General features: G+C 50.9%; 15 protein-coding genes and 2 tRNA genes. 16 read left to right on the top strand and 1 reads right to left on the bottom strand.

The features are described 5' to 3' along the window. The first annotated feature begins 16 nt into the window (after positions 1-16). The 8 genes from BW931_RS12565 to tsaD all read left to right on the top strand — a co-directional run bounded on the left by BW931_RS12565 (position 17) and on the right by tsaD (position 5,266). Positions 17-93 (top strand) — tRNA-Met (locus BW931_RS12565). Between the two features lie 6 nt (positions 94-99). Next, positions 100-176 (top strand) — tRNA-Asp (locus BW931_RS12570). Between the two features lie 201 nt (positions 177-377). Continuing rightward, the gene (locus tag BW931_RS12575) at positions 378-1,583 is read left to right on the top strand and encodes an ISL3 family transposase (protein WP_076572734.1); all 1,206 of its coding nucleotides are present in this window, start codon (positions 378-380) and stop codon (positions 1,581-1,583) included. A gap of 111 nt (positions 1,584-1,694) precedes the next feature. Beyond that, on the top strand, positions 1,695-2,669 hold the full coding sequence (gene thiL, locus BW931_RS12580) for a thiamine-phosphate kinase (RefSeq protein WP_076572736.1): 975 nt from the start codon (positions 1,695-1,697) through the stop codon (positions 2,667-2,669). Further along, a complete protein-coding gene (gene tsaE / locus BW931_RS12585) occupies positions 2,666-3,127 on the top strand; it encodes a tRNA (adenosine(37)-N6)-threonylcarbamoyltransferase complex ATPase subunit type 1 TsaE (RefSeq protein ID WP_008590664.1) in 462 nt (153 codons plus the stop codon). The genes thiL and tsaE overlap by 4 nt, the downstream gene beginning before the upstream one ends. Continuing rightward, entirely contained in the window at positions 3,108-3,791 is a 684-nt protein-coding gene (gene tsaB / locus BW931_RS12590) for a tRNA (adenosine(37)-N6)-threonylcarbamoyltransferase complex dimerization subunit type 1 TsaB (RefSeq protein WP_076572738.1), read from the top strand. Before tsaE ends, tsaB begins: the two co-directional genes overlap by 20 nt. A 3-nt stretch (positions 3,792-3,794) precedes the next feature. Continuing rightward, the gene (gene rimI / locus BW931_RS12595) at positions 3,795-4,235 is read left to right on the top strand and encodes a ribosomal protein S18-alanine N-acetyltransferase (protein ID WP_008590660.1); all 441 of its coding nucleotides are present in this window, start codon (positions 3,795-3,797) and stop codon (positions 4,233-4,235) included. Next, positions 4,232-5,266, top strand: coding sequence for a tRNA (adenosine(37)-N6)-threonylcarbamoyltransferase complex transferase subunit TsaD (gene tsaD / locus BW931_RS12600; RefSeq protein ID WP_076572790.1), 1,035 nt, complete (start codon positions 4,232-4,234; stop codon positions 5,264-5,266). The genes rimI and tsaD overlap by 4 nt, the downstream gene beginning before the upstream one ends. A gap of 301 nt (positions 5,267-5,567) precedes the next feature. On the opposite strand, the gene BW931_RS12605 is transcribed toward tsaD, so the two are convergent. After that, complete coding sequence (locus BW931_RS12605; RefSeq protein ID WP_076572740.1) at positions 5,568-7,502, bottom strand: ABC-F family ATP-binding cassette domain-containing protein; 1,935 nt, start codon at positions 7,500-7,502, stop codon at positions 5,568-5,570. Positions 7,503-7,630: 128 nt separating this feature from the next. Here BW931_RS12605 and BW931_RS12610 point away from each other — a divergent pair, with 128 nt between their 5' ends. The 8 genes from BW931_RS12610 (at position 7,631) to BW931_RS12645 (ending at position 17,214) form a co-directional block, all read left to right on the top strand. Further along, the gene (locus tag BW931_RS12610) at positions 7,631-8,260 is read left to right on the top strand and encodes a redox-sensing transcriptional repressor Rex (protein WP_008590655.1); all 630 of its coding nucleotides are present in this window, start codon (positions 7,631-7,633) and stop codon (positions 8,258-8,260) included. Positions 8,261-8,389: 129 nt separating this feature from the next. Beyond that, entirely contained in the window at positions 8,390-9,778 is a 1,389-nt protein-coding gene (locus BW931_RS12615; protein WP_076572743.1) for an MDR family MFS transporter, read from the top strand. A 247-nt stretch (positions 9,779-10,025) separates the two neighbouring features. Next, complete coding sequence (locus BW931_RS12620) at positions 10,026-10,811, top strand: 2-phosphosulfolactate phosphatase (protein ID WP_076572745.1); 786 nt, start codon at positions 10,026-10,028, stop codon at positions 10,809-10,811. Positions 10,812-10,853: 42 nt separating this feature from the next. After that, positions 10,854-12,452: a long-chain-fatty-acid--CoA ligase gene (locus tag BW931_RS12625; RefSeq protein WP_076572748.1), complete on the top strand. Its 1,599-nt coding sequence runs from the start codon at positions 10,854-10,856 to the stop codon at positions 12,450-12,452. Between the two features lie 115 nt (positions 12,453-12,567). After that, positions 12,568-13,455, top strand: coding sequence for a 3-hydroxyacyl-CoA dehydrogenase family protein (locus BW931_RS12630; RefSeq protein ID WP_076572750.1), 888 nt, complete (start codon positions 12,568-12,570; stop codon positions 13,453-13,455). Between the two features lie 64 nt (positions 13,456-13,519). Further along, on the top strand, positions 13,520-14,695 hold the full coding sequence (locus BW931_RS12635; protein WP_008590645.1) for an acyl-CoA dehydrogenase family protein: 1,176 nt from the start codon (positions 13,520-13,522) through the stop codon (positions 14,693-14,695). Positions 14,696-14,722: 27 nt separating this feature from the next. Beyond that, positions 14,723-15,511, top strand: coding sequence for an enoyl-CoA hydratase/isomerase family protein (locus tag BW931_RS12640; protein ID WP_076572754.1), 789 nt, complete (start codon positions 14,723-14,725; stop codon positions 15,509-15,511). A 53-nt stretch (positions 15,512-15,564) separates the two neighbouring features. Beyond that, positions 15,565-17,214 (top strand): class I adenylate-forming enzyme family protein, encoded by a 1,650-nt coding sequence (locus BW931_RS12645; RefSeq protein WP_076572757.1) that lies wholly within the window; start codon positions 15,565-15,567, stop codon positions 17,212-17,214. Positions 17,215-17,219 lie beyond the last annotated feature (5 nt).

Here is a 17,219-nt window from a genome sequence, read left to right on the forward strand (position 1 = left end):
CGTTTTTTTTAATCAGCGCGGGGTGGAGCAGTCTGGCAGCTCGTCGGGCTCATAACCCGGAGGTCGCAGGTTCAAATCCTGCCCCCGCAACCAATTTTTGGTCCGGTAGTTCAGTTGGTTAGAATGCCTGCCTGTCACGCAGGAGGTCGCGGGTTCGAGTCCCGTCCGGACCGCCATTTTTTAAAAAATAAAATGACTTTATATGCAAATGCCCCGAGCCGCGCGCCCGGGGTTTTTTACTGATTTTTTCTCTTTTTTGGCTCTACAATATTTGTTGGGGTATCAATAAAATTCAGCATAAAAAAACACACAAGCTCCTTTATCTTTTACACTTGAATTGACGAGACCCAAGAAAAAGATAGGAGTTGTGTGTATATATGCATTCTACCATGATGATTCCAGGATTTGAAGGTGTGGAGGTGAGGAAGACGGAGGAACGGGACGGGTGTTTGTACCTTCATGTTCAGATGCCGAAAAAAACCCACGTTTGCCCTTCCTGTCGAGCTAGAACCCGTCGGGTTCATGACTATCGGGTGCAGAAGGTCCAACATCTCAAGTGGTTTGAACGCCTGACTCACCTTTTCTATCGTAAACGACGGTATGCCTGCGCATGTGGGAAAAAGTTTGCGGAACAGAATTCTCTGGTTGAGCGTTACCAGCGCCATTCGAAAGAATGGAACCAGGCCTTCGGCTTCAGGCTCATCCATGGCAAGAACTTTAAAGACACAGCCCACCTGTTTCATACATCGCCCAATACCGCCGTCCGGCGCTTTGATCGTATCTCGGCGTCTCACCTGAAAGAAGTGGAGGAGCTTCCTCGCGTAATTGCGATTGATGAATATAAGGGAGATACGGACCGGGGCAAGTATCAGGTCATCATCGCTAACGCGGATACCGGGGAACCGATTGATATCCTACCGGACCGATCGGCCGAGACCGTTAAAGACTATCTGAAGAAGAAAAAGTCGAACGTAGAGTGTGTCGTCATGGACATGAGCTATGCCTTCAAGTCGGCGGTGAACAAAGCATTGAATAACCCCATCATCGTCGCCGACCGTTTCCACTTCTGCCGGTATATCAACTGGGCTGTAGACCGTGTAAGGAAGAGAGTCCAGAAGGACTTTCATGATTACGACCGCAGAAAGTGTAAGAGGATGAGACATGTCTTTCACAAACCCTATGAGTCCCTGTCGGATAAACAGCGATGGTATCTGAAAAGATACCTCCATCTGTCTTCAGAATTGAAAGTGGCTTATCGATTAAAAGAGGCGTATCAAACGTGGTTTGAGATAGCAAAGCGGGGAGAGATCAAGCAAGTGAAAGAGGACCTATATGCCTTTTATGATCTTGTGGCTTCCTCAGGGATGAAAGAATTCATGGCCGCGGTGGATACGTTCAGGAACTGGCAGACCGAAATCATGAATAGTTTTATGTTTGATTACAGCAATGGCTTCGTGGAAGGGTTGAACAACCAGACGAAAGTATTGAAACGGAATGCCTTCGGCTTTCGCCGGCACGACCGGTTACGGGCCCGCATTCTGATGCATCACCAATTCAAGCACGTAGGGAAAAACATAGGATAAAGGGGCGGAGGAAAAGATCCTCCACCCCAACATTTGAAATAGAACCTCTTTTTTACAGCACCCTGTTATAATGAAACAACGACATAAACCACAAAAGACGGGTGATCAGCGATGGAAGAATTTGAACTGATACGGAAAATCATTCCCACATACTACAGGCAGCCTTCCGTGGTGAAGGGGGTAGGAGATGACGCATTCGTCTTCCGTTCTTCGGAGGATATCGTATTTACCACTGATACGATGGTGGAAGAGGTCCACTTTTCCAGAAAAACGATGGATACGCACGCCGTCGGATACCGGGCGCTGGCTGCGAACGTGTCGGATCTCGCCGCAATGGGGAGCCGTCCGGCATTTTACAGTGTTTCGCTGGTACTGACACCGGATTGGACGGATGAGGAGATCATCGCCCTCTATGACGGTATGGAACAGCTTGCCGGAAAGCATAGCATGGACCTGGTCGGAGGTGATACGGTGAGCGGCTCACAGACAGTGGTCGCTATTACGGCTCACGGCTACCTTCCGCCGGACAAAGGACGTTACCGGTCTGATGCGGAGGACGGGGATGTGATCTTCGTCACCGGGACGCTCGGAGACTCGCGCGGAGGACTGGAAGAACTGATGAACCCCGGAGAATCCGTGTCCGGCCATCTTATCGCTCGCCATCGATATCCGGAACCGAAAGCCGAATTTGCAGCTGGCCTCACTTCTCTTTCCAGACTCTGTCTCAACGATATCAGCGATGGGATAGCGAGTGAGGCGAATGAAATTGCTACTGCTTCCGGGGTAAGACTGCACCTTCAGAAAGAAAAGGTTCCGGTGAGTGAGGAACTCAGGAATCGGTATCCGGACCAGGCGGGAGAATGGGCACTTAGCGGCGGCGAAGACTTTGAACTGCTTGGAACGGTGGCACCCGGGGAGAAAGAAGCGCTCCTCGAGAAAGCCCGGGAACTGGATATCCGCCTTACGTTCATCGGTACAGTGAGTGCTTCTGACCTTCCGGAAGTTCTTCTCCACAGCCCTCAGGGTACAGAAACGCTGCAGCCGACAGGCTATACTCATTTGAAGGAAAGAAGGAAACGGTTATGAAAATAACATCGAACAGCCCGGAAACGACGGGCGAACTCGCTGCTTTTCTCGCGGGGAAACTTCAGCCCGGGGACGTGCTCACATTGGAAGGAGATCTCGGTGCCGGAAAAACGACGTTTACTAAGGCTCTCGGAGCAGCACTCGGTGTGACAAAAACAATTAACAGTCCGACGTTTACCATTATTAAAGAATATGCCGGGGACCTTCCTTTTTATCACATGGACGCTTACCGTCTGGAGGATACGGAAGAGGACCTCGGATTTGAGGAGTACTTTTTCGGCTCCGGCGTAACCGTAGTGGAATGGGCTTCCTATATAGAAGATTTTTTACCCGAAGAGCGGCTGGACATCAGAGTCAGTTATGAAGGGGAAGACGCACGATCCTTTTTCTTCACCCCGCGCTCTTCCCATTTTGAAACGATCTGTGAGGAGATAACTAATGAATATATTAGCGATTGATACTTCGAACTACGTGCTTGGAGTAGCGGTCATCAAAAACCGCGAAGTCGTGGGTGAATGGGTGACGAACGTGAAAAAGAATCACTCCGTACGGCTTATGCCTGCAATTGAGCAGATGATGAGGGAAACGGACACGTCTCCGGATGAACTGGATCAGATTGCCGTAGCGCACGGGCCGGGGTCTTTCACTGGCGTGCGCATCGGGATGGCTACAGCTAAATCGATGGCTTTTGCTCTCAATATCCCGGTCGTCGGCGTTTCCAGTCTTGAAGTACTGGCAAGGCAGGGGACCTTTTTCAAAGGCCTTATCTGCCCGTTCTTTGACGCCAGACGGGGTCGTGTGTATACGGGACTTTATGATGAAGAGATGAATGTAGTGATGGAAGAAGAGAATATAGATATGAAGACGTGGCTTGAACGGCTGCACGACATGAAACAGTCCGTTCTTTTCATCAGTCAGGACGAATCTGCTTTTCGTGAAATGATTGAACAGGAGCTCGGAGAACGGGCTGTTTTTCCGGGAGCGGCCCACCGCTATGCGAGACCGTCGTATCTGGCTCTGTCAGCCATGAAAAAACCGGCCTCTTCGCTCCATACACTTATGCCCAACTACCTGCGCCTGCCGGAAGCTGAACAGAAATGGCTCAGACAAAAGGAGAAGTAGCAGGTGGGTGGCGTCAGAAGAATGACGACGGAGGACATAAGTCGGGTGGTGCAGGTGGAACGGGCGACTTTTCCGGACCCGTGGCCGGAAGATACGTTTTTGGAAGAACTGGAATACAATCCTTACGCCGTATACTTTCTTATAGAGGATAAGGGAAAAGTAATCGGCTACTGCGGGATATGGCTCGTTTATGAAGAAGCACACATTACAAACCTGGCCATTCATCCGGAGTCCCGCGGGAAGAGATATGGGCAGAGACTGTTTGCAGAAGTCATGGCCCGCGCAAAACAGGCGGGAGTCCTTCAAATTACGCTTGAAGTGCGTGTGACGAACACTACTGCTCAGCATATGTACCGCCGCTTCGGTTTTAAACCGGGCGCAATAAAAAAAAGCTATTACCCGGATAACGGGGAAGATGCTTTAGTTATGTGGGTGAAATTATGAATAACGATCAGTATTTGCTGGCTATTGAAACAAGCTGTGACGAAACGGCAGTAGCCGTCATCAAAAATGAAACAGAACTCGTGGCAAACGTGGTGGCTTCCCAAATTGAAAGTCATAAACGTTTCGGCGGTGTAGTCCCTGAGATCGCTTCGAGGCATCATATTGAACAGATTACGGTAACCCTCGAGGAGGCACTGCAGGAGGCCGGAATGACTCTTGATGATATGGATGCGATCGGAGTGACGGAAGGCCCGGGTCTCGTGGGTGCACTTCTCGTCGGAGTGAACGCGGCCAAAGGCATCGCTTTCGCCAGACAGAAGCCGCTCGTCGGTGTCCATCATATCGCCGGTCATATTTATGCCAGCAGGCTTGAAAAAGAGTTCGAATTTCCTCTGCTTGCACTCGTCGTATCCGGGGGGCATACCGAACTCGTCCTTATGAAAGGGCACAACGACTTCGAAGTCATCGGTGAGACAAGGGACGACGCTGCCGGGGAAGCGTACGACAAAGTGGCCCGTCTTTTGAAGCTCCCTTATCCCGGCGGTCCTGAAATCGACAAACTGGCAGCTGCCGGGGAGCCGGTCATCGATTTCCCGAGAGCCTGGCTGGAAGAGGGATCTTTCGATTTCAGTTTCAGCGGCCTGAAGTCTGCAGTGACCAACAAGCTTCACAATGCAGGCCAGAAAGGTGAGGAATTCCGACCGGAGGATGTAGCAGCTAGCTTTCAGGAAAGTGTGGTAGAAGTGTTATCCACAAAAACGAAAAAAGCAGCCGAAGCCTACGGAGTGAAACAGGTGATCGTAGCCGGAGGGGTGGCTGCCAACAGCGGCCTCCGCGCACGACTTTTGGAAACATTCCAGGAGACGGGTCAGGAATTGCTTATCCCTCCGTTGAAGTTCTGTACGGATAATGCGGCGATGATCGCTGCGGCCGGGGCTGTCGCTTACAGACAGGGGCACCGGGCCGGGTGGGATCTGAACGCTCATCCGGGGCTGGACCTTGAGGAATACGGGAAAAGAGGACGGAACTGAGGAAAACCGTCTGCCTGCAGAGACACTACGTTTCTGCAGGTTTTTTTCGTATAGACTGCACACTTATACACAGGAATGTGCAGGGAGTGTGGATGAATGAAGTGGAAAACCGTAAAATCGGGAATGGTGACGTGGATAAAAAATGTGGGTAACTGCCGTTTTTCCTGTGGATAGTGTTGATAAACCTGTTGAAAACTGGTGTAAATACTGTTTATCTGTGGATAACATTCGGGATAAAGTTATTCATAAAATAAAAGCACCTGTTGAGAATCAGTCAGGAATTCTCCCCAGGTGCCTGTTTTTATTCTTCGATCTGCAATTCTTCCCATTCTTCCATAAGTGCTTCAATTTTTTGCTCTGCCTGTCTGTTTTCTTCCGTCAGTTCTCCTGATTTCCCGGAATCCTGATATACTTCGGGTTTGCAGAGCTCGTCATCGTTGTCCGAGATTTTCTGTTCCCAGCTCTCGATTTCGGTTTCTATCTCTTCAATACGGCGGAGGCGCTTCCGTTCTTCCCGTTTAGCGGCTTTGTCTTCCTGAAAGGAGCGTTTCCCTTCCGTGGAAGCGGCTGCTTCCGGTTTCCCTTTTTCTCTTTCTTCAATAGCCTTCAGTTCCGCTTCCTCGCGTTTTTTCTCCTGATAGTAGTCATAGTCCCCGAGGAACGTGCGCGTCTCCTCCGGCTGCATCTCCACGATCTGCGTGGCGATTTTGTTGATGAAATAACGGTCGTGAGAGACGAAGATAAGCGTTCCGGGATAGTCGACGAGAGCGGCTTCGAGGACCTCTTTACTGTCGAGATCCAGGTGGTTCGTCGGCTCGTCGAGAATCAGCAGGTTCGCTTTCTGCATCATAAGTTTTGCGAGAGACAGGCGGGCTTTTTCCCCGCCGCTCAAAGCGGTCACCGGTTTCAGCACGTCCTCTCCCGTGAACAGGAAGTTCCCGAGAATGGTGCGGATATCCTTCTCATCTTCCATCGGGTAGTCGTCCCACAGTTCATGGAGCACCATCTTCTTCCGGTTCAGTTCGCTCTGTTCCTGATCATAGTAGCCGATCTGTACATTCGCACCGAGCATAATATCGCCGTGGCTCGGGTTGAGTTTTTCCGTAAGCAGTTTGAGAAGCGTCGATTTTCCGACGCCGTTCGGGCCGATCAGAGCGATGGAATCTCCGCGGGAAACGTCCAGACTCACGTCACGGAACAGATAATCGCTGTCCGGATAACCGAAACCGAGATTATCCGTTTTCAGTACATCATTTCCGCTCCGTCTGTCGATCTGAAAAGTGAATTTTGCTGATTTCGCGTCATCTTTCGGCTTTTCGACTTTCTCCATTTTCTCGAGTTGTTTCCGCCGGCTCTGCGCCCGCTTACTGGTCGTCGCCCGGACGATATTCTTCTGAATGAAATCTTCCATCTTCTTGATTTCACCCTGCTGTTTCTCGTACTGCTTCATTTCCTGTTCGAAGTCCGCTTCCTTCTGCTTCAGATAGTCGCTGTAGTTGCCGGTGTATTTCTTCACCCGCTGCAGGGCGACTTCGTATACAGTGTTTACGATTTTATCGAGAAAATAGCGGTCGTGGGAGACAATGACGACAGCACCCGGGTAGGAGGATAAATAGTTCTCGAGCCACGTGAGCGTGTCGATATCCAGGTGGTTCGTCGGCTCATCCAGAATGAGGACGTCCGGTTTCGTGAGCAGGTGTTTTCCGAGTGCCAGTCTCGTCTTCTGTCCGCCGCTCAGCGTAGTGATGGACTGGTCCCACATGGATTCGGGGAAACTGAGTCCCTGCAGTACGGCTTTCATGTCCGCTTCGTACCGGTACCCTCCGGCCATCTGGAATTCGTTCTGCCTGCGGTCGTATTCTTCGAGAAAGTCCTGGTATTCCTCCGGAGAAGCGAAATGATCGGGGTCCGCCATCTCACTTTCCATTTTTCTCAGTTTGTCTTCCATATTCTTCAGATGATCGAAAACGCGGGAGAACTCCTCCCAGATCGTTCCGTTCGACTCGAGTCCGCTATGCTGTTCCAGATAGCCGACGCTTGTCTCCTTGGACTGGAAAATGTTCCCCTCTTCATATCCCATCTCTCCGGCCATCACTTTAAGCAGGGTGGATTTCCCCGCTCCGTTTCTTCCGACGATGGCGATGCGGTCGTTTGTTTGTACTTCCAAATCGATATCGGATAAAATTAACTCAGCTCCAAAACGCTTCGTTAATTGATTCAGCTGCATTAGTATCATAATTTTTCACCTCGACTTATTTAGTGTATCTCATACAAAGCAGAAGGGGCAACAAAAGGTGCTAACTTTGTGAAATCCATCACGTTTTTTGATAAACTATAGAACAGGAGAAAGAAGGAGGAGGAGACATGGGTGATGAAATGAAGATCCCCCAGGCTACGGCGAAACGCCTGCCTTTATATTACCGGTTCATCAATAACTTATACTTACAGGGGAAACTGCGGGTCTCTTCAAAGGAACTGAGCGACGCGGTCAAAGTGGACTCTGCGACGATACGCCGGGATTTTTCTTATTTCGGAGCGCTCGGCAAAAAAGGCTACGGCTACAATGTGGAACATCTGCTGCAGTTTTTCAGAAGAACGCTCGACCAGGATGAGACGACCGAAGTCGCGCTGATCGGGGTAGGGAATCTCGGAACGGCGTTTCTGAACTACAACTTCATGAAAAACAACAACACGAAAATAGTGGTAGCTTTTGATGCGAACGACCGGCTCGTCGGCACGGAAATCGGCGGTGTGCCGGTCGCTCATATCGATGATCTGGAAGAAAAGATGGGAAACGTGTCGGTGGCCATTCTGACGGTCCCGTCCCAGGAAGCTCAGGGGATTACGGATCGGCTGGTGGAGCGGGGCGTGTCCGGGATTCTGAACTTTACACCGGCGCGAATTTCCGTTCCTCCTACCGTACGCGTGCATCACATCGATTTGTCTGTCGAACTGCAGTCACTTGCTTATTTTCTGAAGCATTATCCGCTGTAACCAACTACTCTATTGAGAGGTCCGGGGCTTCCCCCGGGCTTTTTATTATCGTTTCCTGGAAGAGTTTCTTTTCGTGAAACGCAGGGTATAGTCAATAATAATTCGATATTCGAAAGGTCAGGATAAACTATGGCGAAAATACCTGAAAAATGGCTGGTCGTCGTCTCCGTATTATTCGGGACGTTCACCGTCATTTTGAACAATAGTATGTTAAATCCGGTTCTGCCGCGCTTCATCGAAATATTCGATACGACTGCCGTGGGAGCCGGATGGATATTGACGATTTTCATGGTGTCGATGGGTATGACGATGCCGCTCACCGGCTATTTCGGAGACCGGTTCGGGAAGAAGAAAGTCTATCTCGTCGGTCTCACTCTGTTCCTCGTCGGTTCCACTTCCGGTTTCTTCAGCAGCTCCCTCGGCATGGTCATCGCTTCCCGGGCGATCCAGGGCTCTGCCGGGGGTCTTATGATGCCGATTGCGATGGCGCTTATATTCAACTCGTTCCCGAGAAACGAGCGGGGACTGGCCGTCGGAATTTACGGCGTTGCGGCCATGGTGGCGCCGGCAATCGGGCCGACCGTCGGCGGACTGCTCATCCAGGTGCTGGAGTGGCCGTGGCTGTTTGCGGTGAATATACCGTTCGGTCTCATCGGACTCCTATTGTCTGTGAAATTTCTGGAACAGACCGAGAGCGATCCGGAGAAACGGTTCGATCTCATCGGATTTCTGCTCGTCACTTCCGGAATCGGGGGGATACTGTTCGCCCTCGGACGGGGACGTACACCGGAGATTCTTTTTGAACCGCTGAACCTGGGTATTGTCGCAACCGGGCTGATTCTGATATTCGTGTTCGTCCGGTATGAAATACGTCAGGAACAGCCGCTTTTGAATCTGTCGGTGTTCAAAGTGCCGACGTACGCCATATCGATACTGATTACGTCGTCGGCTTCCATCGGTCTCTTCTCGGGCATTTTTCTGCTGCCGCTTCTCATACAGAACGTATACGGTCTGAACGAAGTATGGACGGGGCTCCTGTTCTTACCGGCGGCAGCTATGAGCGGGGTGTTTATGTCCTTCGGGGGGAGACTCCTTGATAAAAAAGGGCCGAAATATGTTCTTCCTCCGGGTCTTGCGATTATGGGGATTTCAACCGTCGGACTCGGGATGCTCGAGACGTCCAGTCCGTTCTGGTGGATTCTACTGCTGAATGCGATCCGCGGAGCCGGGATGGGCATGAGTAACATGCCGGCTACGACGACCGGGATGAACGCGATTCCTGATGAATACGTCGCCCAGGGGTCCGCCATGAACAACATTATCCGGCAGATCGCCTCTTCGCTCGGTATCGTTTTCTTCTCGATCTATTACGAAGTGCGCCGGGCTCAGATTGCTGTCGGTACGAACATGCAGGAAGCGACACTGCAGACGCTGAATGAAGCGTTCCTCGTCTCTTCTGCCGTACTGTTCATAGCTCTTCCGTTCGCATTCTTCATGAAAGGCGTACAGGATGATTAAGAATATACCTGCATAAGATGATTTCGCCAGCACGGCGGAGTCATCTTATTTTTTATGGAGAGAATTTCCATAAATCAGTTTTCGGATGGTGACTTTTAACTTGAAAAACTTCAATATTCTGTTACAATTATCTTAATATTTTGAACATACTAACCAGTAGGTATGATACAGACAATCTCTATATGGACACGCCCGGAACTCCCGGGTAAACAGGCAATAAATAATAGCGAAGGCGTGGGATACAACAATGAAAATCCATCTGCTGTGGAAAAAGGAGGAAATCGAGGAACAGCACATAAACGGGAATAAAATCGCCGTCGTATTCGATGTACTGCTGGCTACATCAACGATAGCTTCTTGTCTTGCCTCCGGGGCTGAACGGATCGTCCCCGTGCTGGACACGAAGGAAGCGTTCCGTGTGAAGGAGAAGCTGAATACTCCGATTGAAGATATACTGCTTGCCGGAGAAACAGACGGTCTGCCTGTGGAGGGTTTCATAAATCCGCTCCCCTCCATTCTGAATAGCCAGGTCGCCGGGAAAACAATCATTTTATCAACGACAAACGGTACAGTCGCAATCCGTAAGGCCGCACCTGCGAAGAAAGTATATACCGCCTCTCTCCTGAACGGGGAGGCGGTAGGGAAGCGGATAGCCGACACACATGATAACGAAACTATCGTGGCGATCTGTTCCGGATCAAGGAACAATTTCTGCATGGAAGACTACTACGGCGCCGGTTATTTCATCCACTGCCTTATAAGAGAGATGGATGACGCTGAATTGACGGACAGCGCCAGGTCGGCACAATTATTTTATGAAAACATGAAAGAGGAAGCAGTGAGCGTACTGGCCCAATCGAGCGTCGGACAAATGCTGTCGGATTACGGGTTTTATGAAGATGTCGCCTACGTTAGTCAGCGTGGGATCATGGACGTTGTACCACGGCTGAATGAGGCGGGGACGGTCCTGATGGATGAAGGGGATACCTTTTCGGAACACGGCCCGGCTGAAAAACAGCGGTATCATCTGTAAGCCGGGGGATCATAAATGCAAAACGGAAAGGAGTCATTTTATATGAACACGGAGCACTTTCGATTTTGGCCGGCACGTCTGCCGAAAACGTTAACCCTACCCGAGACGACCATCAATTATTACGGCGGTACGCTGACGTATCGGAGTCTTACCGATGAAGTGGAGCGGCTCGCGGGATATCTCGAGAATGAACTGGGTGTGGAGCCGAACGATACACTGCTTTTGTACATGCAGAACTCCCCACAGTTTGTAATAAGTTTCTTCGCTATTCTGCGACTGTGGGCGACAGTCGTTCCGGCCAACCCGATGAGCACGACGGAGGACCTCGCCTTTTATGTGAAAGACTGCGATATACGTCATGTACTGACGGGGGAGGAGCTGTACAGTAAAGCGGTACCGTTGAAAGAGAGCACTTCTGTAGACGATATCATTGTCGCTTCCTACGCGGATTACATCGACCGGGAGAAGGCGCCTGCAGACATACCGGATGCCGTGCTTGGTACAGGTAAACCGTTCACGGAAGGAATACCGTGGGAAAAGGCGCTTGCTAATACGAAGGACCCGTCTCCTTACAACGGTACAGGGGCAGACGTCGCGATGATCCCTTATACTTCGGGAACGACCGGACTGCCGAAGGGGTGTGTGCATACGAACGACACCGTTCAGGCGAATACATATGGTGCTTCCGCCTGGATGAGCATGGTTGCGGACACGGTTACGCTGACGACGCTGCCTCTGTTTCACGTCACCGGGCTGGTGCACAGCGCACTCGCTCCGATCGCCTCCGGCAGTACGATGATCATGCTGACGCGCTGGGACCGGGATTACGCGGCGAAAGCGATCGAAGCATATGGATGTACCCACTGGATTAACATCAGCACCATGCTTATCGATTTTCTTGCGAACCCTGCTCTTGAAAACTATGACATTTCCTCACTGGAAGTCATTGGCGGCGGCGGGGCTCCGCTCCCCGCGGCGGTAGGTGAACAGCTGTATGAGCGCACCGGTCTCCGGTACGTGGAAGGTTACGGGCTGTCGGAAACGATTTCCCATACGCACTTTAATCCGCCGGATCGTCCGAAAATGCAGTGCCTCGGTATTCCTTCTTTCGATGTGGATGCACGGGTGATCGACGTGGCCATAGGAGAAGAAGTTGCGGGTTATGAGGAAGGCGAACTCGTCGTAAACGGTCCTCAGGTGTTCAAAGGGTATCACAATCGCGAGGAAGAGAACGAGCAGTCCCACATCGAACTGGATGGGAAAACTTTTTTCCGGACCGGAGATATTGTGAAGAGGGACGAAGAAGGATATTTCTTCCTGGTTGATCGTCTGAAGCGCATGATCAATGCTTCCGGTTTTAAAGTATGGCCGACGGAAGTGGAGTCTATTCTGTACAAACACCCCTCCATCCATCAGGCATGCGTAGTGAGTGAGCCTGACGAGAAGCGCGGGGAGACGGTGAAAGCTTTCGTCATTCTGAATGATCAAGCCGAAGGAGATATTAAGGAAGAGGATATCATCGAGTGGTCGAAAAATCATATGGCCGCCTATAAATACCCCCGTATCGTGGAGTTCAGGGACAGCTTTCCGATGACGAGCAGCGGTAAGATTCTCTGGAGGAAACTGCAGGAGAACGAATAGACCCTGCTTTAAAAATCGGAAGAAGGAAGATGGTGTAACCGCAAAAATGTAAGCGTTATCTTTTGAAGTGTAAATCAGACATAGTGAACAGTCAGTTAACAGGGAGGAATTTTATATGGAAACGAACAGTATTCAAAACGTAGCCGTCCTCGGCGCCGGGTCGATGGGACAGCAGATTGCCATGCTCTCTGCTCTTGGAGGGTTCACGACGTATCTGCAGGACATTAATGGGGAATCACTCTCCAAGGCCGGGCAGTCGCTTGAAGCACGCATGGACGACTGGGTGAAAAAAGAAAAGATTTCCGGGGAAATAAAACAGGCCGCCTTCGACAAACTCCACATGACCACAGATCTGAAAGAAGCGGTCCAGAGTGCGGATATAGTGATTGAAGCAGTAGTGGAAAAATTGGATGTGAAGCAGGAAGTATTTGCGGAACTGGATAAACTGGCTCCGAAAGAAGCCATTCTGGCGACGAACAGCTCCTCGATCGTAAACTCCAAAATTGCCGAGGTGACGGAGCGGCCCGACAAAGTCGTCAATATGCATTTCTTCTTTCCTCCTCTCGTCATGGACTGTGTAGAAGTGGTGAAAAGCGATCAGACATCGGAGGAAACCGCCAACGCGGCTGTGAAATTTTGTGAACAGCTCGGACGGACGGCCGTCCTGCTGGAGAAAGAGATCTACGGCTTTATCGCCAACCGTCTGTTATTCGCCATTTCAAACGAGGCGCTCTACTTATACGAAAACGGCTACGCCGATTTTGAAGATATCGATATTATTACGAAGAAAGCACTCGGCCATCCGCTCGGCCCGTTCGAACTGATGGATCTATCAGGCATCGACGTCGGCTATTATGCGAACAAGCAGCTGTATGAGGAAACAGGGGATCCGAAAGACAAACCGGCCAAATCGGTGGAAGAGAAAGTGAAAGCGGGGAATCTCGGGCGAAAGACCGGCAAAGGCTGGTACGAGTATTCCGGAAACAAAAAAGTGAAGAAATAAAAGGCGCGACCTGTGCACCGGTATAGAACCGGGGTACGGAAACTGACCCAGAGGAGTGGATGGAATGCATTTACGTTTGACGGAAGAACAGAAAATGGTCCAGGCGACAATCCGTAGGTTCGTGGAAAGAGAGCTCATGCCGCTTGAGAACGAAGTGCTGCGGAACGAACGGGCCGGAAAACCGAGCCTTCCCCCTGAAAAAATGGAAGAGCTTCAGGCCAAAGCGAAGGAAGCCGGATTCTGGGGCATCAATACTCCGAGTGAATACGGAGGTGCTGATATCGGACAGATGATGCTTGCGATCGTACTGATGGAAGTGTCGAAGACTTTCGTACCGTTCCAGTTCGGGGGCTTTGCGGACAACATTCTGTACTACGGAAACGAAGAGCAGAAAGAGAAGTATTTGATTCCCACCATCAACGGCGAGAAGAAATCCTGTTTCGCGATGACCGAACCGGGTGCCGGTTCCGATACGCAGAACATACGGACGACTGCGGTGAAAGACGGCGATGAGTGGATTATCAACGGAGAGAAAACGTTCATCACCGGCGGCAACGAAGCGGATTTCGTCATGGTGATCGCTCTTACCGATAAAGAGAAACACAAAAAGTCAGGCAGGGACGGCGTGACGTGTTTCATCGCGGAAAGGGAGATGGGCTGGACCTCGGAGTACATCGACACGATGGGCGAATGGGGGCCGGCCAGCCTCGTCTTCGACAACGTCCGGGTACCGGAGGAGAATATTTTAGGCGAAGTGGACGGAGGATATGAACTCGGTCTTGAGTGGATCGGCTTCGCCAGGTGGGTAGTCGGAGCCACGGCGGTGGGCGCTTCCGAACGTCTGCTGCAGATGGCAATCGATTATTCGAAGGAACGGGAAACGTTCGGCCGGCCGATTGCCGACAGACAGGCAATACAGTGGCAGATCGCCGATTCGGCCGTGGAAATAGAAGCCGCGAAATGGCTCGTGCTGAACGCCGCCTTTACGCTGGACGAAGGGGAGGACAACCGGCATCAGGCGTCCATGGCCAAACTGTATGGCTCCAACATGGGCAACCGGGTCGTGGACCGCGTCCTGCAGATCCATGGCGGCATGGGCTACACGAGGGAACTGCCGATTGAACGATGGTACCGCGAAGCGCGTTTATGGAGGATTTACGACGGCACCGACGAAATCCAGCGGCTGATCATCTCCCGCAACCTGTTGAAAGGGAATGTGAAAGTCGGGCAGTCTATATAAAATGAAAAAATAGAAGGGGGAAGAACTATGACGATAGAAGGAAATGAACACGTACTGACAGAGACGAAGGAAGGGGTGCTGTACCTTACTATGAATCGTCCGGACAGCCTGAACGCCTTCAGTCCGACGATGATGCAGGGACTGAAAGAAGCACTCGTGCAGGCTCAGAATGACGCGGACGTACGCACGATCGTTCTTTCCGGAGCGGGACGTGCGTTCAGTGCCGGCGGAGACGTCAAAACGATGGGAGATAATGCGCCTCTCGATATTTATGACCACATCGGAGAACTGAACGAGCTGATTCTTTCGATGAAAAAACTGGACAAACCGATTATTGCGGCAGTCCACGGTTTCGCAGCAGGGGCCGGATTCAATCTGGCTCTCGCCTGTGACATCATTCTTGCTGCCGAGGACACTAATTTCATTTTGAGTTTTTCAAAAGTGGGACTGGTCTCCGACGGGGGCGGCCACTACTTCCTCTCGAAACTCATCGGACCCTACCGCACGAAGGAACTCCTCTTCAGTGCCGAACCCGTCTCCGTAACGAAAGCCCAGGAGCTTGGCATCGTCAATCACGTATACCCGCAGGAAGACATGCAGCAGAATGTGCATGAATTTGCAGTAAAGCTTGCATCCGGCCCTGCGGTGGCTTACGGCTTCATGAAAAACATCGTCGATCAGGCACTTGATACCGATCTGGCAACGATTCTCGAACGGGAGAGGACTACGCAGGCAACGATGGTATCGACGGAGGATCATAAAGAAGGGGTGCAGGCGTTTAAAGAAAAGCGGACACCGAAATTCAAAGGAAATTGAGTCCCCGTGTGGAGCGGGACAATAACGGGTCACTATACCAGGGAGGTTAAGTAATGGAAGAAGTGTTGAGGAAGAATTGGCCTGAAGGACTTTCGAAGAAACTGGAATATCGTTCAGGAGAACGACCCCTGCATGAATACCTGATTCAGAATGCCGAAGAAATGCCCGAGGAACCTGCGTATATATACTATGGAAACACGATTACATGGAAAGACTTGGAATATGACACTCGTCGTTTTGCGGGCTTTCTTAAAAGCAAAGGGATAGCTAAAGGAGAATGCGTCGGGGTATTTATGCAAAATTGCCCGCAGTACCTTATTACCCATTATGCCGTCCAAATGCTTGGAACCGTCGTTGTGCCCCTGAACCCGATGTATAAAGAAAGTGAACTGGAGTACTTCATCAACGAAGCCGGTATCAAAGCAATCGTCTCAGGCGATGAACTGTATCAGCGGATTGAGAACGTGAGCGATACTACACCTTATTTGCAGTTTTCAATCACGACCAATTACGCAGATTATCTCCCAGACTCGCCGACGCTTCCTGTACCGGCTGAATTATTAATGGAAAAAAACATCGGAACGGCTTATGACATGAAGGAAGTGACTGAAACGGCCGAACCTCTTCCCGAGACCGAGCCGATCGATATTTGGAATGACGTAGGGCTTATGGTGTTCACTTCGGGAACCACAGGCCGACCTAAAGCAGCCCTGCTCACCTACGGGAATGCGTTATTCAAAACAGCCGCTACGGCTCAAGGCTACCGACTGGAACAGGAGGACAGGACGCTGGCTTCGGCCCCGTTAAGTCATATTGCGGGCATGGTCATGGGAGTGAATATCCCGGTCTACAGTGCGCTCCAGAGCGTTCTGCTTACCCGTTTCGAGCCGGAAGCGGCCATCCAGGCCATCGAGAAATACAAAATCAACAAATTGTATACGATTGCGATGATGAATGCCGCTATTTTAAACTACCCGGATATCGAAAAAAGAGATTTGAACTCTCTTGAACTTAATTTCGCCACCAGTTTCGGAATGCAGGTGGATGAATCGTTAGCGGAAAAATGGAAGCGTATCACAGAAGGATGCATCCTGCTTGAGGCTTCGTACGGGTTAAGCGAAACGCATACGTGTGATACGTTCATGCCGATTGAACATATTAAATTCGGCACGTGCGGCATCGCCACATATGATACGTCGTTCCGGATTGTGGACACGGAAACCAGGGAAGACCTGCCGCCGGGGGAACAGGGAGAAATCGCGGTTAAAAACCCGGGCGTATTCAAAGGGTACCTTAACCGGCCCGAGGAGACGGACGAAACCCTCCGGGAAGGGTGGGTATTCACGGGGGACATCGGAAAGATCGACGAGGATGGTTATTTATACTTTATCGGCCGGGTGAAAGAAATGATTAAATCCTCAGGATTCAGTGTGTTCCCGGGAGACGTGGAAGCGATGATGAGTGAGCACGAAGCGGTGGCTCAGGTTGCGTGTGTCGGAGTCCCGGACGCTGAGAAAGGAGAGGTTGTGAAAGCGTTCGTCGTGCTGAACCCTTCATACGAAACCTCGATCAGTGAAAAAGAATTAGTGGAGTGGGCCAGAGATAAAATGGCGGCTTACAAATATCCGAGAGCAATTGAATTCATTGAGGAAATGCCGTCTACCAGCTCAGGGAAAGTGCTGCGAAGATTCCTGAAAGAGTAAAAATT

The organism is Salimicrobium salexigens (genome assembly GCF_900156705.1).
Taxonomy (GTDB): Bacteria; Bacillota; Bacilli; order Bacillales; family Halobacillaceae; genus Salimicrobium; species Salimicrobium album.

Excerpts from the sequence above, each read along its gene's own strand:
- BW931_RS12575 (WP_076572734.1), top strand. The coding sequence starts at position 378 with ATGCATTCTACCATGATGATTCCAGGATTTGAAGGTGTGGAGGTGAGG.
- thiL (WP_076572736.1), top strand. The coding sequence starts at position 1,695 with ATGGAAGAATTTGAACTGATACGGAAAATCATTCCCACATACTACAGG.
- tsaE (WP_008590664.1), top strand. The coding sequence starts at position 2,666 with ATGAAAATAACATCGAACAGCCCGGAAACGACGGGCGAACTCGCTGCT.
- tsaB (WP_076572738.1), top strand. The coding sequence starts at position 3,108 with ATGAATATATTAGCGATTGATACTTCGAACTACGTGCTTGGAGTAGCG.
- tsaD (WP_076572790.1), top strand. The coding sequence starts at position 4,232 with ATGAATAACGATCAGTATTTGCTGGCTATTGAAACAAGCTGTGACGAA.
- BW931_RS12605 (WP_076572740.1), bottom strand. The coding sequence starts at position 7,502 with ATGATACTAATGCAGCTGAATCAATTAACGAAGCGTTTTGGAGCTGAG.
- BW931_RS12610 (WP_008590655.1), top strand. The coding sequence starts at position 7,631 with ATGGGTGATGAAATGAAGATCCCCCAGGCTACGGCGAAACGCCTGCCT.
- BW931_RS12615 (WP_076572743.1), top strand. The coding sequence starts at position 8,390 with ATGGCGAAAATACCTGAAAAATGGCTGGTCGTCGTCTCCGTATTATTC.
- BW931_RS12620 (WP_076572745.1), top strand. The coding sequence starts at position 10,026 with ATGAAAATCCATCTGCTGTGGAAAAAGGAGGAAATCGAGGAACAGCAC.
- BW931_RS12625 (WP_076572748.1), top strand. The coding sequence starts at position 10,854 with ATGAACACGGAGCACTTTCGATTTTGGCCGGCACGTCTGCCGAAAACG.
- BW931_RS12630 (WP_076572750.1), top strand. The coding sequence starts at position 12,568 with ATGGAAACGAACAGTATTCAAAACGTAGCCGTCCTCGGCGCCGGGTCG.
- BW931_RS12635 (WP_008590645.1), top strand. The coding sequence starts at position 13,520 with ATGCATTTACGTTTGACGGAAGAACAGAAAATGGTCCAGGCGACAATC.
- BW931_RS12640 (WP_076572754.1), top strand. The coding sequence starts at position 14,723 with ATGACGATAGAAGGAAATGAACACGTACTGACAGAGACGAAGGAAGGG.
- BW931_RS12645 (WP_076572757.1), top strand. The coding sequence starts at position 15,565 with ATGGAAGAAGTGTTGAGGAAGAATTGGCCTGAAGGACTTTCGAAGAAA.